Source organism: Chitinophaga agri (genome assembly GCF_010093065.1).
Lineage (GTDB): Bacteria > Bacteroidota > Bacteroidia > Chitinophagales > Chitinophagaceae > Chitinophaga > Chitinophaga agri.
The window spans coordinates 1,265,450-1,282,721 of record NZ_CP048113.1 but is presented as its reverse complement, the minus strand read 5'-3'; the positions used below and the strand labels follow the sequence as shown (position 1 = coordinate 1,282,721).

Annotated in this window: 16 protein-coding genes; 11 read left to right on the top strand and 5 right to left on the bottom strand. The window is 47.4% G+C overall.

Annotated features, from left to right (window positions below; all coding sequences use genetic code 11):
- Positions 1-122 precede the first annotated feature (122 nt).
- The 4 genes from GWR21_RS04855 (at position 123) to GWR21_RS04840 (ending at position 4,953) form a co-directional block, all read left to right on the top strand.
- Complete coding sequence (locus GWR21_RS04855; protein ID WP_162330649.1) at positions 123-545, top strand: OsmC family protein; 423 nt, start codon at positions 123-125, stop codon at positions 543-545.
- Positions 546-575: 30 nt separating this feature from the next.
- Positions 576-1,757 (top strand): trans-sulfuration enzyme family protein, encoded by a 1,182-nt coding sequence (locus tag GWR21_RS04850; protein ID WP_162330648.1) that lies wholly within the window; start codon positions 576-578, stop codon positions 1,755-1,757.
- 143 nt (positions 1,758-1,900) lie between these two features.
- Positions 1,901-2,284 (top strand): hypothetical protein, encoded by a 384-nt coding sequence (locus GWR21_RS04845; RefSeq protein ID WP_162330647.1) that lies wholly within the window; start codon positions 1,901-1,903, stop codon positions 2,282-2,284.
- 119 nt (positions 2,285-2,403) lie between these two features.
- Positions 2,404-4,953 carry a DUF5686 family protein gene (locus GWR21_RS04840; protein ID WP_162330646.1) on the top strand — a complete coding sequence of 850 codons (2,550 nt, stop codon included), beginning with the start codon at positions 2,404-2,406 and terminating at the stop codon, positions 4,951-4,953.
- A gap of 36 nt (positions 4,954-4,989) precedes the next feature.
- On the opposite strand, the gene GWR21_RS31655 is transcribed toward GWR21_RS04840, so the two are convergent.
- A complete protein-coding gene (locus tag GWR21_RS31655) occupies positions 4,990-5,112 on the bottom strand; it encodes a hypothetical protein (RefSeq protein ID WP_262888484.1) in 123 nt (40 codons plus the stop codon).
- A 244-nt stretch (positions 5,113-5,356) separates the two neighbouring features.
- Between GWR21_RS31655 and GWR21_RS04835 the strand changes: the two genes are divergently transcribed.
- The 3 genes from GWR21_RS04835 to GWR21_RS04825 all read left to right on the top strand — a co-directional run bounded on the left by GWR21_RS04835 (position 5,357) and on the right by GWR21_RS04825 (position 7,675).
- A complete protein-coding gene (locus tag GWR21_RS04835) occupies positions 5,357-5,563 on the top strand; it encodes a hypothetical protein (protein WP_162330645.1) in 207 nt (68 codons plus the stop codon).
- Between the two features lie 265 nt (positions 5,564-5,828).
- On the top strand, positions 5,829-6,878 hold the full coding sequence (gene trhO / locus GWR21_RS04830) for an oxygen-dependent tRNA uridine(34) hydroxylase TrhO (protein WP_162330644.1): 1,050 nt from the start codon (positions 5,829-5,831) through the stop codon (positions 6,876-6,878).
- 257 nt (positions 6,879-7,135) lie between these two features.
- The gene (locus GWR21_RS04825) at positions 7,136-7,675 is read left to right on the top strand and encodes a hypothetical protein (protein ID WP_162330643.1); all 540 of its coding nucleotides are present in this window, start codon (positions 7,136-7,138) and stop codon (positions 7,673-7,675) included.
- A 205-nt stretch (positions 7,676-7,880) separates the two neighbouring features.
- On the opposite strand, the gene GWR21_RS04820 is transcribed toward GWR21_RS04825, so the two are convergent.
- The 4 genes from GWR21_RS04820 to GWR21_RS04805 all read right to left on the bottom strand — a co-directional run bounded on the left by GWR21_RS04820 (position 7,881) and on the right by GWR21_RS04805 (position 12,972).
- Positions 7,881-8,546, bottom strand: coding sequence for an efflux RND transporter periplasmic adaptor subunit (locus GWR21_RS04820; protein ID WP_162330642.1), 666 nt, complete (start codon positions 8,544-8,546; stop codon positions 7,881-7,883).
- A 110-nt stretch (positions 8,547-8,656) separates the two neighbouring features.
- Positions 8,657-10,060, bottom strand: coding sequence for a HAMP domain-containing sensor histidine kinase (locus GWR21_RS04815; protein ID WP_162330641.1), 1,404 nt, complete (start codon positions 10,058-10,060; stop codon positions 8,657-8,659).
- Positions 10,057-10,743, bottom strand: coding sequence for a response regulator transcription factor (locus GWR21_RS04810; protein ID WP_162330640.1), 687 nt, complete (start codon positions 10,741-10,743; stop codon positions 10,057-10,059). Before GWR21_RS04810 ends, GWR21_RS04815 begins: the two co-directional genes overlap by 4 nt.
- A 240-nt stretch (positions 10,744-10,983) precedes the next feature.
- Complete coding sequence (locus GWR21_RS04805; protein ID WP_162330639.1) at positions 10,984-12,972, bottom strand: ABC-F family ATP-binding cassette domain-containing protein; 1,989 nt, start codon at positions 12,970-12,972, stop codon at positions 10,984-10,986.
- 115 nt (positions 12,973-13,087) lie between these two features.
- Between GWR21_RS04805 and GWR21_RS04800 the strand changes: the two genes are divergently transcribed.
- The 4 genes from GWR21_RS04800 to GWR21_RS04785 all read left to right on the top strand — a co-directional run bounded on the left by GWR21_RS04800 (position 13,088) and on the right by GWR21_RS04785 (position 17,262).
- On the top strand, positions 13,088-13,651 hold the full coding sequence (locus tag GWR21_RS04800; protein WP_162330638.1) for a DUF3347 domain-containing protein: 564 nt from the start codon (positions 13,088-13,090) through the stop codon (positions 13,649-13,651).
- A gap of 155 nt (positions 13,652-13,806) precedes the next feature.
- Complete coding sequence (gene thrS / locus GWR21_RS04795) at positions 13,807-15,747, top strand: threonine--tRNA ligase (RefSeq protein WP_162330637.1); 1,941 nt, start codon at positions 13,807-13,809, stop codon at positions 15,745-15,747.
- A 204-nt stretch (positions 15,748-15,951) separates the two neighbouring features.
- On the top strand, positions 15,952-16,665 hold the full coding sequence (gene infC / locus GWR21_RS04790) for a translation initiation factor IF-3 (RefSeq protein ID WP_202929047.1): 714 nt from the start codon (positions 15,952-15,954) through the stop codon (positions 16,663-16,665).
- A gap of 201 nt (positions 16,666-16,866) precedes the next feature.
- The gene (locus GWR21_RS04785; RefSeq protein ID WP_162330635.1) at positions 16,867-17,262 is read left to right on the top strand and encodes a response regulator; all 396 of its coding nucleotides are present in this window, start codon (positions 16,867-16,869) and stop codon (positions 17,260-17,262) included.
- Positions 17,263-17,272 lie beyond the last annotated feature (10 nt).

Sequence of the window (17,272 nt, the reverse complement as noted above, 5' to 3'; positions counted from 1 at the left end):
CCTTAAAAATTTTGGGGGCAAAGCTAAGTTAAAAAATGCTTAATGCATAATGACTTTGAAGCAAGGGGGTATTTGGGATTTGGCTTTGTACTAAGTATCTTTGGAAATATAATTTATCGACAATGAAGATATCACTAAAGAGACTAGATGATGCGTTCAATATGGAAGCAGTGGACGAAGGCGGACATACAGTGCAGATGGATTCTTCCGTGGAAAATGGAGGTAAGAACAATGGTGTAAGACCAATGCAGATGCTCCTGATGGGGCTGGGCGGTTGTTCTGCTATTGACGTAGCCATGATCCTGAAAAAGCAACGCCAGGAGATCACCGATTTCCAGATCGAGATCGACGGCGACAGAGAGAAGGGGAAAGAACCTTCCATCTGGGAAAAGGTCCATGTGGTATTTCATCTGAGCGGCGATATCGATCCTGATAAAGCTGCCCGTGCGGTGGAACTGTCCATGACCAAATACTGCTCCGTAGCAGAAACCCTGCGCAGGGCAGGAGGAGACCTCACCTGGGAAACGAAGGTGAACGGTAAATAATATTTACATACCATTATAGCAGATATACCGATGGAGAAAGATCAATACCGGCCGGAGACCAATGCAGTAAGGATCCAGACAGAAAAGACATGGCAGATGGAGCACTCCACGCCGCTATTCCTCACTTCCAGCTTCACTTACGACAGCGCGGAAGAAATGAGGGCGACCTTCGCTGACGAAACAGATAATAACATCTACACGCGTTTCAGCAACCCGAACGTAGATGAATTTGTCAGCAAAGTATGTGCACTCGAAGGCGCTGAAGCCGGCTATGCGACCGCCTCTGGTATGAGCGCGGTATTTGCCAGCTTTATGGCGCTGATGAATGCCGGAGATCACCTGGTCTCTGCCAGCTCCATTTTCGGTTCTACCCACACCATTATCACTAAGTTCCTGCCTAAATGGGGCATCGAATACAGTTATTTTGATATCAATAAACCGGAAACGGTGGAAGCGCTGATCAAGCCTAATACAAAAATGATCTTCGTGGAAACACCTTCCAATCCGGGACTGGAGATCATCGACCTGCGCCTGCTGGCCGAAATTGCCGACAAGCACAATATCATCCTTAACGTAGATAACTGTTTCGCTACACCTGTGCTGCAACGTCCAATAGAACTGGGTGCGCATATCGTGACCCACTCCGCCACCAAATGGATGGACGGACAGGGACGTGTACTGGGCGGTGTCGTGGTAGGCCGTAAAGACCTGATCAAGGAGATCCATACCTTCTGCCGCAGTACCGGACCCGCCATGTCGCCGTTCAACGCCTGGGTGCTGAGCAAAAGCCTCGAAACCCTGTATATCCGTATGGCCCGCCATTCGGAAAGTGCGCTGGCACTGGCGAAAGCACTGGAGAACAACCCGCATATCAGCTGGGTGAAATATCCTATGCTGGAAAGCCATCCGCAACATGCCATCGCTAAGCAGCAGATGAGCGCCGGTGGCGGTATCGTCTGTTTCGAGCTGAAAGGCGGACTGCAAAGCGGTACCCGCTTCCTCGATTCACTGAAAATGCTGACACTGACCGCCAACCTGGGCGATAGCAGAAGTATAGCCTCTCATCCGGCCAGTACGACACATGCTAAGCTGACCGACGCAGAACGTGCAAAGGTCGGCATCACAGCCGGTATGATCCGTATATCTGTCGGACTGGAAAATGTACAGGATATACTGAATGATATTCTTCAGGCACTGGAGAACAGTAAATAGTTATTGCACCGGGAGGTCTGCTGATCTCCCGGTATGCTTTTCCCCCAATTTTCAGCAGCTGAGAACAGTGATTCCTCCCGCATATGCCTAAACTGTTTTGATACATATATCTGTTGATCTGACATTTTCCTTATCTTTCATATATGAAGTCCGTTCCTCGCTTTATACTCATTATAGCACTCAGTTACCTGGGTGGTCTTTTCTTTACCTGGTGGTCCGTTGCACTGGCCTCTTTCCTGGTAGCTGTACTGATCCCATTGCCACCATTACGTTCCTTCCTGAACGGATTTCTCGCGGTATTCCTGTTATGGCTGGCACTGGCATTCTTTAAAGATATCCAGAACGACCATATACTGGCCAACAGAATGAGCGAGCTGATAATCAAGGTAAAGAACCCTATGCTGATAGGTATGGTAAGTGCTTTTATAGGCGGACTGGTAGCCGGATTCGGTAGTCTGACGGGTAGTTATCTTCGCTATAAAAAGAAGCCCGCTGAGCAACCGGCTGTAGCAACAGCCCGGTCTTAACGACGTGTTAAAGTTGCCATAAAAACCACCACGATATACCCGTATCTTACCCGTAAACATTATATTCAATGATAGAACCAGCAGCCCGCAATAGCATGGTGATATCATAATCCTCCAATATGCCCAGAATCTTACTGACCATTATGCTGTTCTTCAGTTGTTATTATGCCGGCGCCACTACTATACGCGGTAAGGTAACAAACGCCCGGAATGAAGCACTGCCATTTGCATCCGTATTTATTAAAGGCACGACAAATGGTACAACCACCAATGCCGCCGGCCAGTTTCACCTGGACGTGCCGGCAGGCAGCTACATACTCGTGTGTCAGTATATGGGATATAAAAAGGCGGAACAGCCTGTCACAGTAACGGCAACAGAGCAGACCGTGAATTTTGTGCTGGTACCTTTGAGCCTGCAGATAAAGGAAGTCATCGTAAAATCGGGTGGAGAAGATCCTGCATATGCCATCATTCGGCAGGCAATAAAGAAACGCAGCCACTACCTCGAGCAGGTAAAGGAGTATACCTGTAACGACTATATTAAAGGTGTATTCAAGATGCGTGACATGCCCGGTAGCTTCTTCGGCAAGAAGATCGGTGCGGATGATGTGGAAGATATGGGGCTGGACTCGAACCGCAGAGGTGTGTTATTCCTGTCTGAGTCTATGACCAAAGTGGCCGTAAGAAGGCCGGATGATGTGAAAGTGGAGGTATTGTCCGCCCGTCAGAGTGGTGGCGGCTTTGGCTTCAGTTTTCCGGCATTTATTGATTTTTATGAGAACAATGTAACAGCCATGGTTTCTCAGTTCAGCAAAAGGGGATACATCTCACCGATTGCTGAAAATGCGCTGTTCTATTATAAATACAGGCTGGAAGGTGTGTTCCAGGAGGATGGAAAGACGATCAACAAGATCAAGGTCATTCCGCGCCGTAAATATGAGCCGCTGTTTTCGGGGTATATCTTTATTACCGATGACGACTGGCGTATCCATAGTATCGATGTGATGGTCACACAGGAATATCAGCTGGAGATCATGGACACACTGCATATCACACAGATCCATGTACCGGTGAATGCAGCGGTATGGCGTACAAAAGATCAGGTGATCAATCTGACCATTAAGCAGTTCGGATTTAATGTGGCCGGTAGTTTCGTGAATGTATATTCCAATTACAACCTGACCCCCCATTTCTCTAAAAAATACTTCGACCGTACCATTATGCGGTATGATACCGCTTTTGACCGCAAGGACCTGGCTTACTGGGACAGTATACGTCCGGTGCCGCTGGAAGTAGAAGAGGTGAAAGACTTCCGGACGAAAGACAGCACTGCCAGGGCCAGAAGGGATAGCGCGCGTTCTCAGTGGCGGCTGGACACCCTGAAGGCACATCAGCCACCTATCAAACTATCTCAGTTATTATTTAGTCTGGGAGGCGCCGAACATAAGTTTTATTTCAGACGGGATACCGGTATTTACTCACATGACCTCTCCATTAAGTCACTTTTGTCGCAGGTGGAGTATAATACTGTGGAAGGAGTGGCACTGAGTGTGGAACCGGAACTGGATCTTGACCTTCCACGGAACCAGCAGCTGCGTATTATTCCCCGGGTAAGGTATGGATTCAGCAATACCCATCTGAATGCTTACACGTTCGTGTCATACGGCAAAGAAGCCAGACTGGCGGGCAGACATGGCTACAATACGTGGACGATCGGTGGAGGTAAACGCGTATCACAGTTTAACCGTGATAATCCGGTGTCGCCCATTGCCAATATCGTCTATACTTTGCTGTTGAAAGAGAACTATATGAAGCTGTATGAGAACTGGTTCGGAGAATTACGTTTCCGTAGGAAGTTCCAGAGCAGCGCCACTATCAGTGCGGGCATCTCCTATGAAGACAGGATACCTGTACAGAATACAACCGATTTTAGCTTCCGGAAAGATACGGGTAAGCACTTCCTGCCCAACCATCCCTATGAACTGGCAGGTGTGCCATTCGAGCGGAATCAGGCGCTGGTGCTGAACCTGGCGTTTAGCTTCCAGCCGGGACAGCGGTTTATTGAGTTGCCCGACAGGAAAGTCGCTATCGGCTCGAAATACCCCGTCTTCCGTATAGCATACAGCAAGGGTATTCCGGACATAGCCGGCAGTGATGCTAATTTCGACAAATGGAATGTAGAGATGAGAGATAATGTGAACCTGAAGTTATTCGGGGAATTTCAGTACCGTTTTGGGGCGGGCGGATTCCTCAATAGTAAAAGTGTAGACATTCCTGATTTTCAGCACTTTAATGGTAATCAGATGTTTTATAACATCCGCTACCTCAATAGTTTCCAGCTGGCGCCCTATTACCGGTACAGCAACACGGCGGCTGTATTCGGTACTGCGAATGTGGAACATCACTTTAATGGATTGCTGACTAATAAGATCCCGCTGTTCAACCGGTTAAAGTGGAACCTGGTGGCCGGGTCGAATGCATTCTATGTGAACCGTGATAATAATTATGTGGAAGTTTTTGCCGGACTGGAAAATATTCTGAAGGTACTGCGCGTTGATGTTATTGCAGGCTACCAAAGTAAAGATGATACCCGCATAGGCGTGAGAATTGGATTCGGTGGACTTTTTGGCAGCCTGGTGAGGCCACAGCAGGACGATACCGTACAGTAAAAAGGGAAAGCCGTTTTGCTGACTTTCCCTGCTTGCCTAAATTCTTTGTCTCCTTGTCTTATAGCTTTCCTTCGGATCGCGATCGTAGAAGTAAGCCAGCAGACGGTATATCCATAAAGCCACGATAAGATAAAAGATGTAGAGAAAAACTGTACTCATAATTAACATTTTTGGGTTAAACTCTGATTGCTTGTCCTAATACCTCAATTTCAAAAAGGATGCCAAGTCTTAGAGTTTATTTATATACGATAATAATCAAATAGTTGTAAAGGTTGGGATATGTCATTACCCACCTGAACAATTTCACCATCTGATCTGTTATATAGATAGTAAACACATTTTGAGCCAGTTTACAAGTATATCGTCTAACACTTTCATGTGAATCTTAGCAAAACTATCCCTTATGAGACGAATTGCACTCTTCGCATTTATCCTTGGAATCATGATGGCCACCGTAGCTTACGTTGCTGAAGTGAACGAATGGACGGCCTCTCCTGAGTTTATGACACTTGGTTTCGCAGGTTATGTGCTGATTATCAGCGCAGCTGCGTATTACATGACGGCTATTCTGTACGAATGGTCGAGAGAAACCGAGGCCTGGCAGGGGTGAGCTCCCTTTGACCCCTTTTGCAATAGAAACCTGACGGCAGTCAGGATATGGGCGGTCGTATGAGCTGTTGTGTCAGCTATGTATGACGACTGTCATTACCCCATAATTTAAGTTTTGCTATCTTTGCGGAGCTGGACCGGAAAAGCGTTTCAGCCTGGCTTCTCCTGTGTAACCAGGGCAGTACGGGGTGGACGAAGAACGGAAAGGCTCGAAGAATGAAATTTTGCTCACAGGGCAAGTGTTCTTAAAATTTCTTAAACAGCAAATGGCATTACACAACAGAGTTTCTGCAGCCGAATTAAAAGTCAGGCTGGCAGCTGAGACATTCCGTCGCGTCACTATCTCCTTTTATCAGTACGCAAAGATCGAAGATCCTACCGCTTTCCGTAACGAATTGTACGAGCGCCTTTTCGCGCTGGGTGTATTCGGACGTATCTATGTAGCCCATGAGGGTATCAATGCACAGATCAGTGTTCCCGAGCATAACGTGGATGCTTTCCGTGAAACGCTTTACTCCTACGATTTCCTCAATGGTATCCGCCTCAACATCGCTGTCGATGATGACGGAAAATCATTCTGGGTACTGAAGATCAAGGTGCGTGAAAAGATCGTGGCAGACGGTATTGACGACCCGACATTCGACATCACCAACAGAGGGAAATACCTGGATGCGAAGCACTTCAATGAGATCACTGACGATCCTGATACGATCATCGTGGATATGCGTAACCACTATGAATTTGAAGTAGGACACTTCCAGAATGCGATAGAAGTACCTTCCGATACTTTCCGTGAGCAGCTACCTATGGCGGTAGACATGCTGAAAGACCAGAAGGATAAGAACATCGTGATGTATTGTACCGGCGGTATCCGTTGTGAGAAGGCATCTGCCTATATGTTACACAACGGTTTTAAGAATGTCTACCACCTTGAAGGGGGCATTATTGAATATACCAACAAGGCGAAGCAACAGGGGCTGCCTGTCAAGTTCAAAGGAAAGAACTTCGTATTTGACGACCGTCTCGGCGAACGTATTACCGATGAGGTGATCAGTCAGTGTCACCAGTGTGGTAAACCGAGCGATACACATACCAACTGTGCAAATGACGCCTGTCACCTGTTATTTATCCAGTGTGAGGAGTGTGCTGCCAAATATGAAGGCACCTGCAGCAGTGAGTGTAATTCTGTCCTGCATATGTCGGAAGAAGAGAGAGACGAGATCAGGAAAGGTGTTGACAAGGGCCAGATGATCTTTAACAAGTCCAAACAACGCTTACGCCCACGCCTGGAAAGAGAACGGGGGTCAGAAGTATAACAACAGCTTAGTACTTATATATATGTAGAAAAGGGTGTCTGCACTGGCAGGCGCCCTTTTGTTTTAACAGGCATGTTGATTCGCTTTAGTATTCAATGTAAACCGTCACTATAAGGATATTTATATATCATTTGTATATGCTTTGGATATTGAAGTGATATATAGATGAAGTATTAGTACTCATTTACACTGAATAATAAGTATTGTACAGACCGAAGGCGTTACCTTTGTAAGCAACACCCTCAAAAACTATTTATATGGCCATTGTTAAAGACAATATCCTGCTGCAACTCGTACGGGGCAGCATTGGCAGGCAAGTCACCATCTACGAACGGAATGGGCAGATCATTATGGCGAAGAAACGCCGCCCTTCCAATAAAAAACCTACTCAAAAACAGCTCGAAGCGAGGCATAAAATGCGTGTAGCGGCGGATGTAGCCAGGGACATGATGAATGATCCCGCGATAAAGGCCTATTATGCGTCACTGGCAGGGCCAGGGCAGAATGCCTATAATATGGCGGTGAAAGACGCTTACCGCTCTCCCGAAGTGCAGAACATCCGGTTGGAAAACACGGACGTGATCGTAACAGCCAGGGATGAATTCCGCGTAGCGGCTGTAACCGTACAGGTAGCCGATGCGGAAGGTGTGGTAAAAGAGAAGGGAGCGGCCGTATTAGGCCGGAATGGTGTAGACTGGTATTATAATGCAGCTGCGTTACCCGCTGGCGGTAAAGTCATTGTGGTAGCAGCTGATCTGCCGGGGAGGCAGACTATCAGAGAATTATTGATCAGCTGAAACCAGCTGGCGGCGTGCAGTCACGCACGTTATTGGCTGCATATAGCTATTGGTATAAAAGAAAAACCGCCCCGCGTTGTATCTTTTGCGGCGGGGCGGAGTAATTGAGCATGTAGAACAGATTCAGACAAATGATAACACCTGTGAGAGTCCTGTTTGCATGTCCATTCTATCAACCTATATGCGAACTAAAACATAAATCTGTTTAATTATCACTGAGTGCGTCGTATATCTGCCGCTGATGAGCGGAGATAACGTTCTCTCCTGCATTCAGCCCTCTCAGAATATAAGTGAGGGCGCCGGCAGTCGTGTACGTGACCACTTCTCTTACCTGGATATTGTATTTGTCTTTGAAGACCAGTACAAAATTTTTACTGTGATCGGCAATGACAGCGGTCTCCGGGATGGCGATCATGTCATCCCCTTCATCACAGTGCACGATCACCGCTGCTTTCATTTCCGGTTTCAGGAGTCCTTCCGGGTCGTTTAGAATAATGTTCAGTCTTCCGGTGCCGGTATCATTAGAAGGGCAGACGGTCTCCACTTTGCCATAGAACACTTTCTCTGGCAGACTTTCAGAAATGATCTCTGCCTCATATCCTTCTTTCACATTCCGGAGATCAGCCTGGGCGACATCTATCACTACATCCGTCTTCCGCACCCTGCTGTTGTTGATGACCACTTTCCCCGGCAACTGTACTTCCTTCTCAACCGGCTTCAGGTTGGCGGTATCGATCCTGATCGTTTTGAGCATGGTATCACTCAATACGAAGGTCTTGTCAGTAGCACCTTCTTCAATCTCCTGATGTCTACAGGCTGACAGGCTCAAGCCTGCGGCGAATAAAACGGTGAAGAAGAATGTGCATTTCATGACGTCTTTCAGAATTACAGCAAAGCTCTGCAATGTCAATTAAAGGAGGCTTTAAAGACAATTAAAATGAGCTTAAAATGTAGTTGTGGGAGAAGAAATGTGAAAGTAGATTACTGATGTCTGTGCGGCAGTTCCACTGTGAACGTGGTACCTTCACCAGGCGTTGACGTCGCTGTGAGCTGGCCGTTATGCAATTGTACGATCTTCTTACAGATAGATAGTCCTAAACCATGGCCCCGCACGGAATGTGAGTTGCTGGCCCGGTAGAAGGGTTCAAATATCTTATCCAGTTCGTCCGCCGGAATGCCGATGCCATTATCCTTCACCTGTACCTGGATGGCGGTGCCTGTAAAGTCGATGGTCACGAAGGCGGTATTGTCGCTGGAGTATTTAAGGGCATTGTCCAGCAGATTCAGGAACAGCACCTTCAGCAGGCTCTCATTCCCTTCACAGATGAGGTCTGTGTCCTGCTCTGGCACTTTCAGGAAGTCTATATCAACCCTGCGGGGCTTCTGCGGTTCAGCACCTGCCGTAGCAGGCATTTGTTTCAGTTTAATGAGGTTACCCATATCCAGCATGAGCTCATCGATCCTGACCTCGTTAAAAACGAACTGACGTTCATCCAGTCCGGACTGTGCCAGCTGCAGCAGGCCGTTACTCAGGTCGGAGAGATGCTGGGCATCTTCGAGTACGGAGTTGAGCACTTCCATATATTCTTCCCTGCTTCTGTCCTTGGACAGGGACACCTGTAACTGGCTGATAATCGAAGCGAGGGGTGTTCGCAGTTCATGGGATGCGTTACTTACAAAGCTTTTCTGCAGGTCAAAGGCATTGCTGAGCCTTTCGAGCATTGTATTAAAGTTAGCACCCAGCTGCGCAATTTCGTCTTTGCCTTTGGCATCGACCGTCATGCCCTGCAGGTTATTGGCGTTGATCGTTTGCACCTGCTCGACAAGTTTGTCAATAGGCTGCACCATCCGCTTGGCGAAGAAATAGCCAATGACGACCAGCAGGATGATCGCCACGATGATCTCTATGATGAGGATCTGTTTGAGGTTCTGCAGGTTCTGAAAGCCGTATTTATCGAAGGAGGTGACCAGTACAATGACCGACATGGAGCCCTCGGTATAGAACACGCCGACAAGTTCTCCATTATCACGCTCATGGCTGTATTCACCATTCTTTTTTATATAATCCAGCAGCCGGCGGGGCGTACGGATAGCCGTATCCTTTACATTGGAATAAAGTAATTCATATGACGGACTATATACCAGGATCGTTTCCTTATACAGGTCCTGGAAGGTGGTCTTATCCAGTTTCCGGAGCAGGTCCACTTTCACATAATCATCTTCGATGATCACGTTAGCGATGGAACGGGCACGGTATTCCAGGCGCTCCAGGTATTCAGCCTTACGCGATTGCGCAGAGAAGTAATAAGCCAGGATGGCAAAGGTGTTCAACAGTACAAATGCTGATACAGAATAGGAGAGCGCTATTTTATATTTGATCTTCACTCTTCGGCCAGGTAATATCCCATCCCTGTTTTGGTATGCAGGAGTTTATTATCAAAATCTTTGTCGATCTTCTTCCGGAGGAAGTTCATGTATACTTCGATCACGTTGGTGCCTGTATCAAAATCGATGTCCCATACTTTTTCGGCAATAACGAGCTTAGAGATCACCTTGCCTTTGTGGAGAGCGAGGAATTCCAGGAGCTGGTATTCCTTGGCTGTCAGGGTGATCTTTTTACCACTACGGGTCACTTCTTTCTTTTCCCGGTCTATTTCCAGGTCACCGATGACGATCTTGTACTGATTATTTTCCTGTACTTCAGAGCCGGCCCTTTTAAGGAACACGCGGATGCGTGCCATGAGCTCACGGAAGTCAAAGGGTTTTACCAGGTAGTCGTCTGCACCGAGTTCGAACGCCTGCATTTTATCGTCCATACCACCGAGGGCGGTCAGCATAATGATAGGGATGGCATTATTCTTACGGCGGATCACTTCACATACTTCGTAACCGTTTGCATGAGGAAGGTTCAGGTCCAGTATGACCAGATCGTAATTGTTACTGGAGCCCAGGCTTTTGCCCATCCGGCCGTCATAGGCAACATCTACTTCAAAGCCATTCTCTTCCAATCCCTTTTTGACGGTATTAGCTACTTTGATTTCGTCTTCTACTACGAGTATGCGCTGCATAAATTGTTATTGATATTTCTCCGGGCCTGAAGGTACGAGTTTGGGCGGATTATTGATCGTGCAGGTTACGGGAAGTGTTGTAAGAAATCGGGAACCGGGAATCAGCCATCATGCATTGGGCAGGTCCGGCCTCACATTATAAAAAGAGCGCTCATGACAGTAAAATCATGAGCGCTCTCTATGTATGTCAGTCAATTGGTAGCACCAATTCCTACTTCCAGGTTCTTAATGTTCAATTAACTATCCCTCCAGTTCCATTAATTTCTCAAACACCTGCTCATATTCACCGGTAGCCTGTTTCAGGTCTCTGCCGATCTGGGCGTACTCAGATTCCAGCTGCTGGAATTTCTTCCTGTCGGCATAGACGTCCGGGTTGTTCATGGCCGTTTCCAGGGATGCCTTTTTCTCATGCAGTTTTGCCAGCTGGTCTTCCAGTTGCTGGAACTGGCGTTTGTACTTCTGCAGTTCCTTTTGTTTTTCCTTGTCAAAAGGTGCATTTTTCGGCTGGTCAGGAGCAGGGGTATTGTCTTTTTTACCGGAATTATTGTTGTTATTCGTGGCCTGCTCTTTCTTTATTTCTTTTTTTTTTGACTCGTTGCCTTTGTCGCCGGAAGCCAGTTTCAGGGCATCTGCCTGGCGTTTTTTAAACTCCTCCCACTCAGCGTAGGTGCCTTTGAATTCCTTGATCTCACCGTCAACGATCTCCCAGATCTTGTTGGCAGTCTGGCTCACGAAGTAACGGTCGTGCGATACGAGTACATAGGTACCATCGTATTGTGCCAATGCATCGATCAGCATCTGCACGGAGTTCATGTCGAGGTGGTTTGTCGGCTCATCGAGCAGCAGGAAGTTGGCCTGGCTGATAATGGTCTTGGCCAGTGCCACACGTGCTTTCTCACCACCGGAAAGGATCTTGATCCTTTTATATACATCATCGCCGGTGAAGAGGAAACAACCCAGCAGGGCGCGGAGTTCTACCTCCGTACGACCGCTACCGAAGTTCTTCAGTTCGTCCAGGATCTCACTGTTCAGGTCGAGGCTTTCCAGCTGGTGCTGTGCGTAGAAGCTGGGCACGACGTTGTGACCACCAATACGCTCACCTTCCATTGGTTCAACACCGGCAATAACGCGCAGCAGGGTGGATTTACCCTTACCGTTCGCACCGATGAGGGCTATTTTATCTCCACGGTTGATCTCAGCGCTGGCGTTTTCAAGAATGGTCAGTTTACCGAATTTCTTGGTTACGTTATTCAGGGTGGTGATGATCTTACCGGGTATTCTGTCGGGAGTGAAGTTGATACGGATCTTGGAAGGACCATTATCTACCTGTTCGACTCTTTCGAGTCTGTCCAGGCGTTTGGCGATACTTTGTGCCTGTGCCGCTTTGGAGGCTTTGGCTTTAAAACGCTCAATGAAACGTTCCTGCTGACGGATATAGTCCTGCTGGTTTTCATAGGCGCGCTGCTGCATTTCACGGCGGAGGATCTTCTCTTCTTCGTAGTCTTCGTAGTTACCGGCATAGTGGTGTAACTCCTGCTGGTAGAGTTCCACGATCTTGTTCACCATTCTGTCGAGGAAGAAACGGTCGTGCGAAACGATGATCACGGCGCCGTTATAGCCCAGGAGGTATTTCTCCAGCCATTCGATGGATGGGAGGTCAAGGTGGTTCGTCGGCTCATCGAGCATGAGTACGTCCGGCTGCTGAAGGATCAGTTTGGCCAGTAGTACACGCATCCGCCAGCCTCCGGAGAACTGACTGTAGGGGCGTTCCAGGTCGGCAGTGGAAAATCCGAGACCTTCCAGTACCTGTGCTGTCTTATGTCTGATATTATAGCCATCCAGGGCTTCGAATTCGTGCAGTTTGTCGGCATATTCCATGAGCAGGGCCTCTTCTTCATTGGTTTCCAGCTCTTTGGTGATCCGCTCAATCTCTTTTTCCAGTTTGATGGCCGCTTCAAAAGCGGTCATACCCACGTTCAGGATAGATTCATCAGATTCAAAACTGAGGAGGTCCTGGTTAAAGAATCCGAGGGAGAGGTTTTTAATCTTGTTTACACTGCCTTTCGAAACGGTGTATTCACCATTGATGACACGTAAAAGGGTAGATTTCCCGGTACCGTTCAATCCGATCAGACCCACGCGGTCGCCGGGTACAATGTGCCATGAAGAATTTTCAACGATGACTCTTGCGCCAAACTCAAAAGTGATATCCTGTAGTGCTATCAGCATGCGAAATTTAATTGAGAGCGGCAAAGTTAGTGCTTTTCGCGGAGAGTCCCTAGTGGGAGGGGCGTACTTCTATCATATGATTCGATTATCTTTGGCCGCAAAAGTGAAATAAAACATGAGGTCAGCTATATTTCTGGTTATCATCGCATTCCTGTCCTGTAACGAACCGGCCAGACAACCGGCAGAGCAGGCAACAGCGCAGGAGCCGCTGAAAGCGCCCTATGCCCAGCAGTTTTATGATTCCCTTCAGGTAACGATGGATGCGTATTACGACCTGGCCGAAGGATTGTCCCAGGGTAATGTGACGTATGTAGATAAGTGGTCAGCGATGCTGAAACAGCACATGGATAGCTTACCAGTGCAGTTATTACAGGTAGATTCCGTGAAGCTGGAGGCGATCCGTAGTGCCACGGGTAGTATCAGTGCCGAACTGGCGGGCATACTGGGAGAGGAGACGATCGCGGAAAAACGGGCCGGTTTCAATATGGTGTCGGATATGTTATACGATATTGTTCAGACCACAGGACTGAAGGGACAGACAGTTTACAGACAGTATTGTCCGATGGCATTTGATGACAAGGGCGCCTACTGGATGAGCCGCAGCAGTAAGTTACAGAATCCTTATTTCGGTAACGGAATGTTAGGCTGTGTCGAGGTTACGGACAGTTTAAAGTATTAATCAGGGCACATGCCGTAAGAATGCAGTGAGGGCCATTACATTTGATATACAAAAATGCCGTCATTTTTCTTAACTTCGCAAGCCTGTTAAATAGGCTATTTAAAATCAACATAAAAAGCAAACAGCAATAGCTGTAGAATAACAGCTCAAATCGTATGATCAACATTACATTACCGGATGGCGCAGTTCGTCAGTATGAGGCAGGAGTAACTGCAATGGACGTTGCCAAATCCATCAGTGAGGGATTGGCAAGAAAAGTTTTGGCCGCAAAATTTAATGGTCAGGTGACGGATACGTCCCGGCCAATTACAACGGATGGTACCCTTCAGCTACTGACATGGACAGACACGGACGGTAAGGCTACTATGTGGCACTCCTCTGCTCACCTGATGGCAGAAGCCCTGGAGGCACTGTACCCGGGAGTGAAATTTGGTATCGGACCTGCGATCGAGAACGGGTTCTATTACGATATTGACCTGGGAGGCCGTAGTATCTCCGATGAAGATCTGCAGAAGATCAGCGATAAGATGGCTGAACTGGCAAAACAGAACAGCACATTTGAACGCCGCGAGGTAAGTAAGGCTGATGCAGAAAAGTATTTCACCGAAAAGAACGATGAGTACAAGCTGGACCTGATCAAGGACCTGCAGGACGGTACTATCACTTTCTATACACAGGGTAACTTTACTGACCTTTGCCGTGGACCACATATCCCGAGCACTGGTGTCATTAAAGCGATCAAGCTGACCAACATTGCCGGCGCTTACTGGCGTGGTAATGAGAAGAACAAGATGCTGACCCGTATTTACGGTATCACGTTCCCTACCCAGAAGGAACTGGATGAATATCTGGCCCTGGTAGAGGAAGCTAAAAAACGTGACCACCGTAAACTGGGTAAGGAACTGGAACTGTTCACCTTCTCTGAGAAAGTAGGTCTGGGGCTGCCTTTATGGCTGCCTAAAGGTGCGATGCTGCGCGAACGCCTGCAGTCTTTCCTGCAGAAAGCACAGATTGAGAGTGGTTATATGCCGGTAGTAACACCACATATCGGTAACAAGAACCTGTACATCACTTCCGGTCACTATGAGAAATACGGTAAAGACAGCTTCCAGCCGATCCATACCCCTGAAGAGGGTGAGGAATTCATGCTGAAGCCAATGAACTGTCCTCACCACTGTGAGATCTATAAATCCAGCCCGAAGAGCTATAAAGACCTGCCAGTCCGTTTTGCGGAATTTGGTACAGTATACCGCTACGAGCAGCATGGTGAACTGCATGGTCTGACCCGTGTACGTGGATTTACACAGGACGATGCGCATCTTTTCTGTCGTCCTGACCAGGTGAAAGAAGAGTTCTGTAAAGTGATCGACCTGGTATTATATGTATTCCAGAGCCTGAACTTCACCGATTATACCGCGCAGATCTCCCTGCGTGACCAGGAAGACAGGGCGAAGTATATCGGTACAGATGAGAACTGGAACCTGGCTGAACAGGCCATTATTGAATCAGCAGCCGAGAAAGGCCTGAGAACGGTAGTGGAATACGGTGAGGCGGCGTTCTACGGACCTAAACTGGACTTCATGGTAAAAGACGCCCTGGGCCGTAAATGGCAGCTGGGAACCATTCAGGTGGATTACAACCTGCCTGAGCGTTTTGAGCTGGAGTATGTAGGTGCAGATAACCAGAAGCACCGCCCGGTGATGATCCACCGTGCACCGTTCGGTTCACTGGAGCGTTTCATCGCGGTACTGATCGAACACTGTGGCGGTAAATTCCCGCTGTGGCTGACACCTACACAGGTGAAGATCCTACCGATCAGTGACAAAAATCAGGCGTACGCAGAAAAAGTAGCAGAATTGTTAAAAAATGCGGAAATTCGCGCTGAAATAGATGACCGTAGCGAGAAGATAGGTAAGAAGATCAGGGAAACCGAACTTGCGAAGATACCTTACATGCTCGTTTTAGGTGAAAAAGAGATGACTGAAAGCAAAGTTGCGGTACGCAGACAAGCGAAAGGTGATCTCGGTGCAATGGACCTTGAACAGTTTATTGCGCTTGTAAAAGAAGAAGTAGTTAGCAGAAGACCATTCGAATAATTCAATTATATACAAAAGGTCATAAAATATATTTTTAACTAATTGAACTTTTGTATTTTCGGGTACGTTAATTGCTTTATAGTCCATAGATCGCGATGACGGTCTGCAGATGGCATCTCCCGCCGGGCGACAAATCTTGAAGACACTGTCCATGGACTATGGACCACTACTGACAATTATTAATTAGTAACTTTATTTTTTTTAATGCCACAAGGACCCAGACCAAGTTTTAACAGTAACAATCCCAACAGGGGTAGAAATCCTAACTTCCGTAGAGAACAGCAACAAGAGCACCGCACGAACAGAATGATTCGTGTTCCAGAAGTACGACTGGTAGGTGAGAACGTCGAAGTTGGGGTATATCGTACAGAGGAAGCCCTGCGCATGGCAGAAGAGCAGGGACTGGACCTGGTAGAAATTTCTCCAAATGCCGCGCCTCCGGTATGCCGTATCATCGACTACAATAAGTTCCTTTACGAGAAGAAGAAGAAGGAAAAGGAGATGAAGGCAAATGCTCATAAGAGCGAGGTGAAGGAAATTCGTTTCACACCGAATACCGATGACCATGACTTCGACTTTAAGGCGAAACACGCTGAAAAGTTCCTGAAGGATGGTAACAAGGTAAAAACATATGTACAGTTCAAAGGCCGTGCGATCATGTTCAAGGAACGTGGTGAGCTGATCCTGCTGAAGTTCGCTGAAAGGCTGGCAGAAGTAGGTGGCCTGGAAGGTATGCCAACAATGGAAGGTAAACGTATGATCGCTATCTTCGCGCCTAAGGCAGCGAAGAAGAAACCAAAAGAAGATCGTCCAAAAGACGATCGTCCGAAGGAAGATCGTCCGCAGCAGCCGAGAGAGCCGCGTCCAGCAGCTGAATCCCGCCCTGCAGCTACGCCATCAGAAGGTACACCTGAGTAATCGCTGTCTATCGCGCTTTATTTACTTGGTGCAATTATATCAAATGAACCCGGGACAACTGTTCCGGGTTTTTTTATGTTTATACCGCAGGAAATACCTGTTTTCTAAAGGGAAGTCTCAATAAACGCCATCTTATCAATTAATTTATAACCCTTAGACTGTTGCCTAATAATCATTATATTGGGTAAGTTTTGACACAATATGCAGGAAAAGATCATTTGCTTTTTAATAGACGACGATGACGATGACCAGGAAATATTCTCGCTGGCACTCAACACAATAGGTACTGATATTACTTGTATTACCGCTAATGACGGAATAGACGCCTTGAACAGGCTGAATATGGACGCCGGCTTTGTGCCCGACTATATTTTCCTGGATCTTAATATGGTACGCATGAACGGGCGGGAATGCCTGACAGAAATAAAGAAACTCTCCCGGCTGAATACTACCCCTGTCATTATTTACTCCACTTCCTCTCAGGAGAAAGACATTACTGAAACAAGGCAGCTTGGGGCAGCTGATTATATCGTGAAACCTTCCAGTATCTCCATACTTGTCCAAAGATTGGAGCAAGTTTTGAAGAAGATGAAATAAGACGATCTAG

Coding starts and splice junctions, on each gene's coding strand:
- GWR21_RS04855 (WP_162330649.1), top strand. CDS start 123: ATGAAGATATCACTAAAGAGACTAGATGATGCGTTCAATATGGAAGCA.
- GWR21_RS04850 (WP_162330648.1), top strand. CDS start 576: ATGGAGAAAGATCAATACCGGCCGGAGACCAATGCAGTAAGGATCCAG.
- GWR21_RS04845 (WP_162330647.1), top strand. CDS start 1,901: ATGAAGTCCGTTCCTCGCTTTATACTCATTATAGCACTCAGTTACCTG.
- GWR21_RS04840 (WP_162330646.1), top strand. CDS start 2,404: ATGCCCAGAATCTTACTGACCATTATGCTGTTCTTCAGTTGTTATTAT.
- GWR21_RS31655 (WP_262888484.1), bottom strand. CDS start 5,112: ATGAGTACAGTTTTTCTCTACATCTTTTATCTTATCGTGGCTTTATGG.
- GWR21_RS04835 (WP_162330645.1), top strand. CDS start 5,357: ATGAGACGAATTGCACTCTTCGCATTTATCCTTGGAATCATGATGGCC.
- trhO (WP_162330644.1), top strand. CDS start 5,829: ATGGCATTACACAACAGAGTTTCTGCAGCCGAATTAAAAGTCAGGCTG.
- GWR21_RS04825 (WP_162330643.1), top strand. CDS start 7,136: ATGGCCATTGTTAAAGACAATATCCTGCTGCAACTCGTACGGGGCAGC.
- GWR21_RS04820 (WP_162330642.1), bottom strand. CDS start 8,546: ATGAAATGCACATTCTTCTTCACCGTTTTATTCGCCGCAGGCTTGAGC.
- GWR21_RS04810 (WP_162330640.1), bottom strand. CDS start 10,743: ATGCAGCGCATACTCGTAGTAGAAGACGAAATCAAAGTAGCTAATACC.
- GWR21_RS04805 (WP_162330639.1), bottom strand. CDS start 12,972: ATGCTGATAGCACTACAGGATATCACTTTTGAGTTTGGCGCAAGAGTC.
- GWR21_RS04800 (WP_162330638.1), top strand. CDS start 13,088: ATGAGGTCAGCTATATTTCTGGTTATCATCGCATTCCTGTCCTGTAAC.
- thrS (WP_162330637.1), top strand. CDS start 13,807: ATGATCAACATTACATTACCGGATGGCGCAGTTCGTCAGTATGAGGCA.
- infC (WP_202929047.1), top strand. CDS start 15,952: ATGCCACAAGGACCCAGACCAAGTTTTAACAGTAACAATCCCAACAGG.
- GWR21_RS04785 (WP_162330635.1), top strand. CDS start 16,867: ATGCAGGAAAAGATCATTTGCTTTTTAATAGACGACGATGACGATGAC.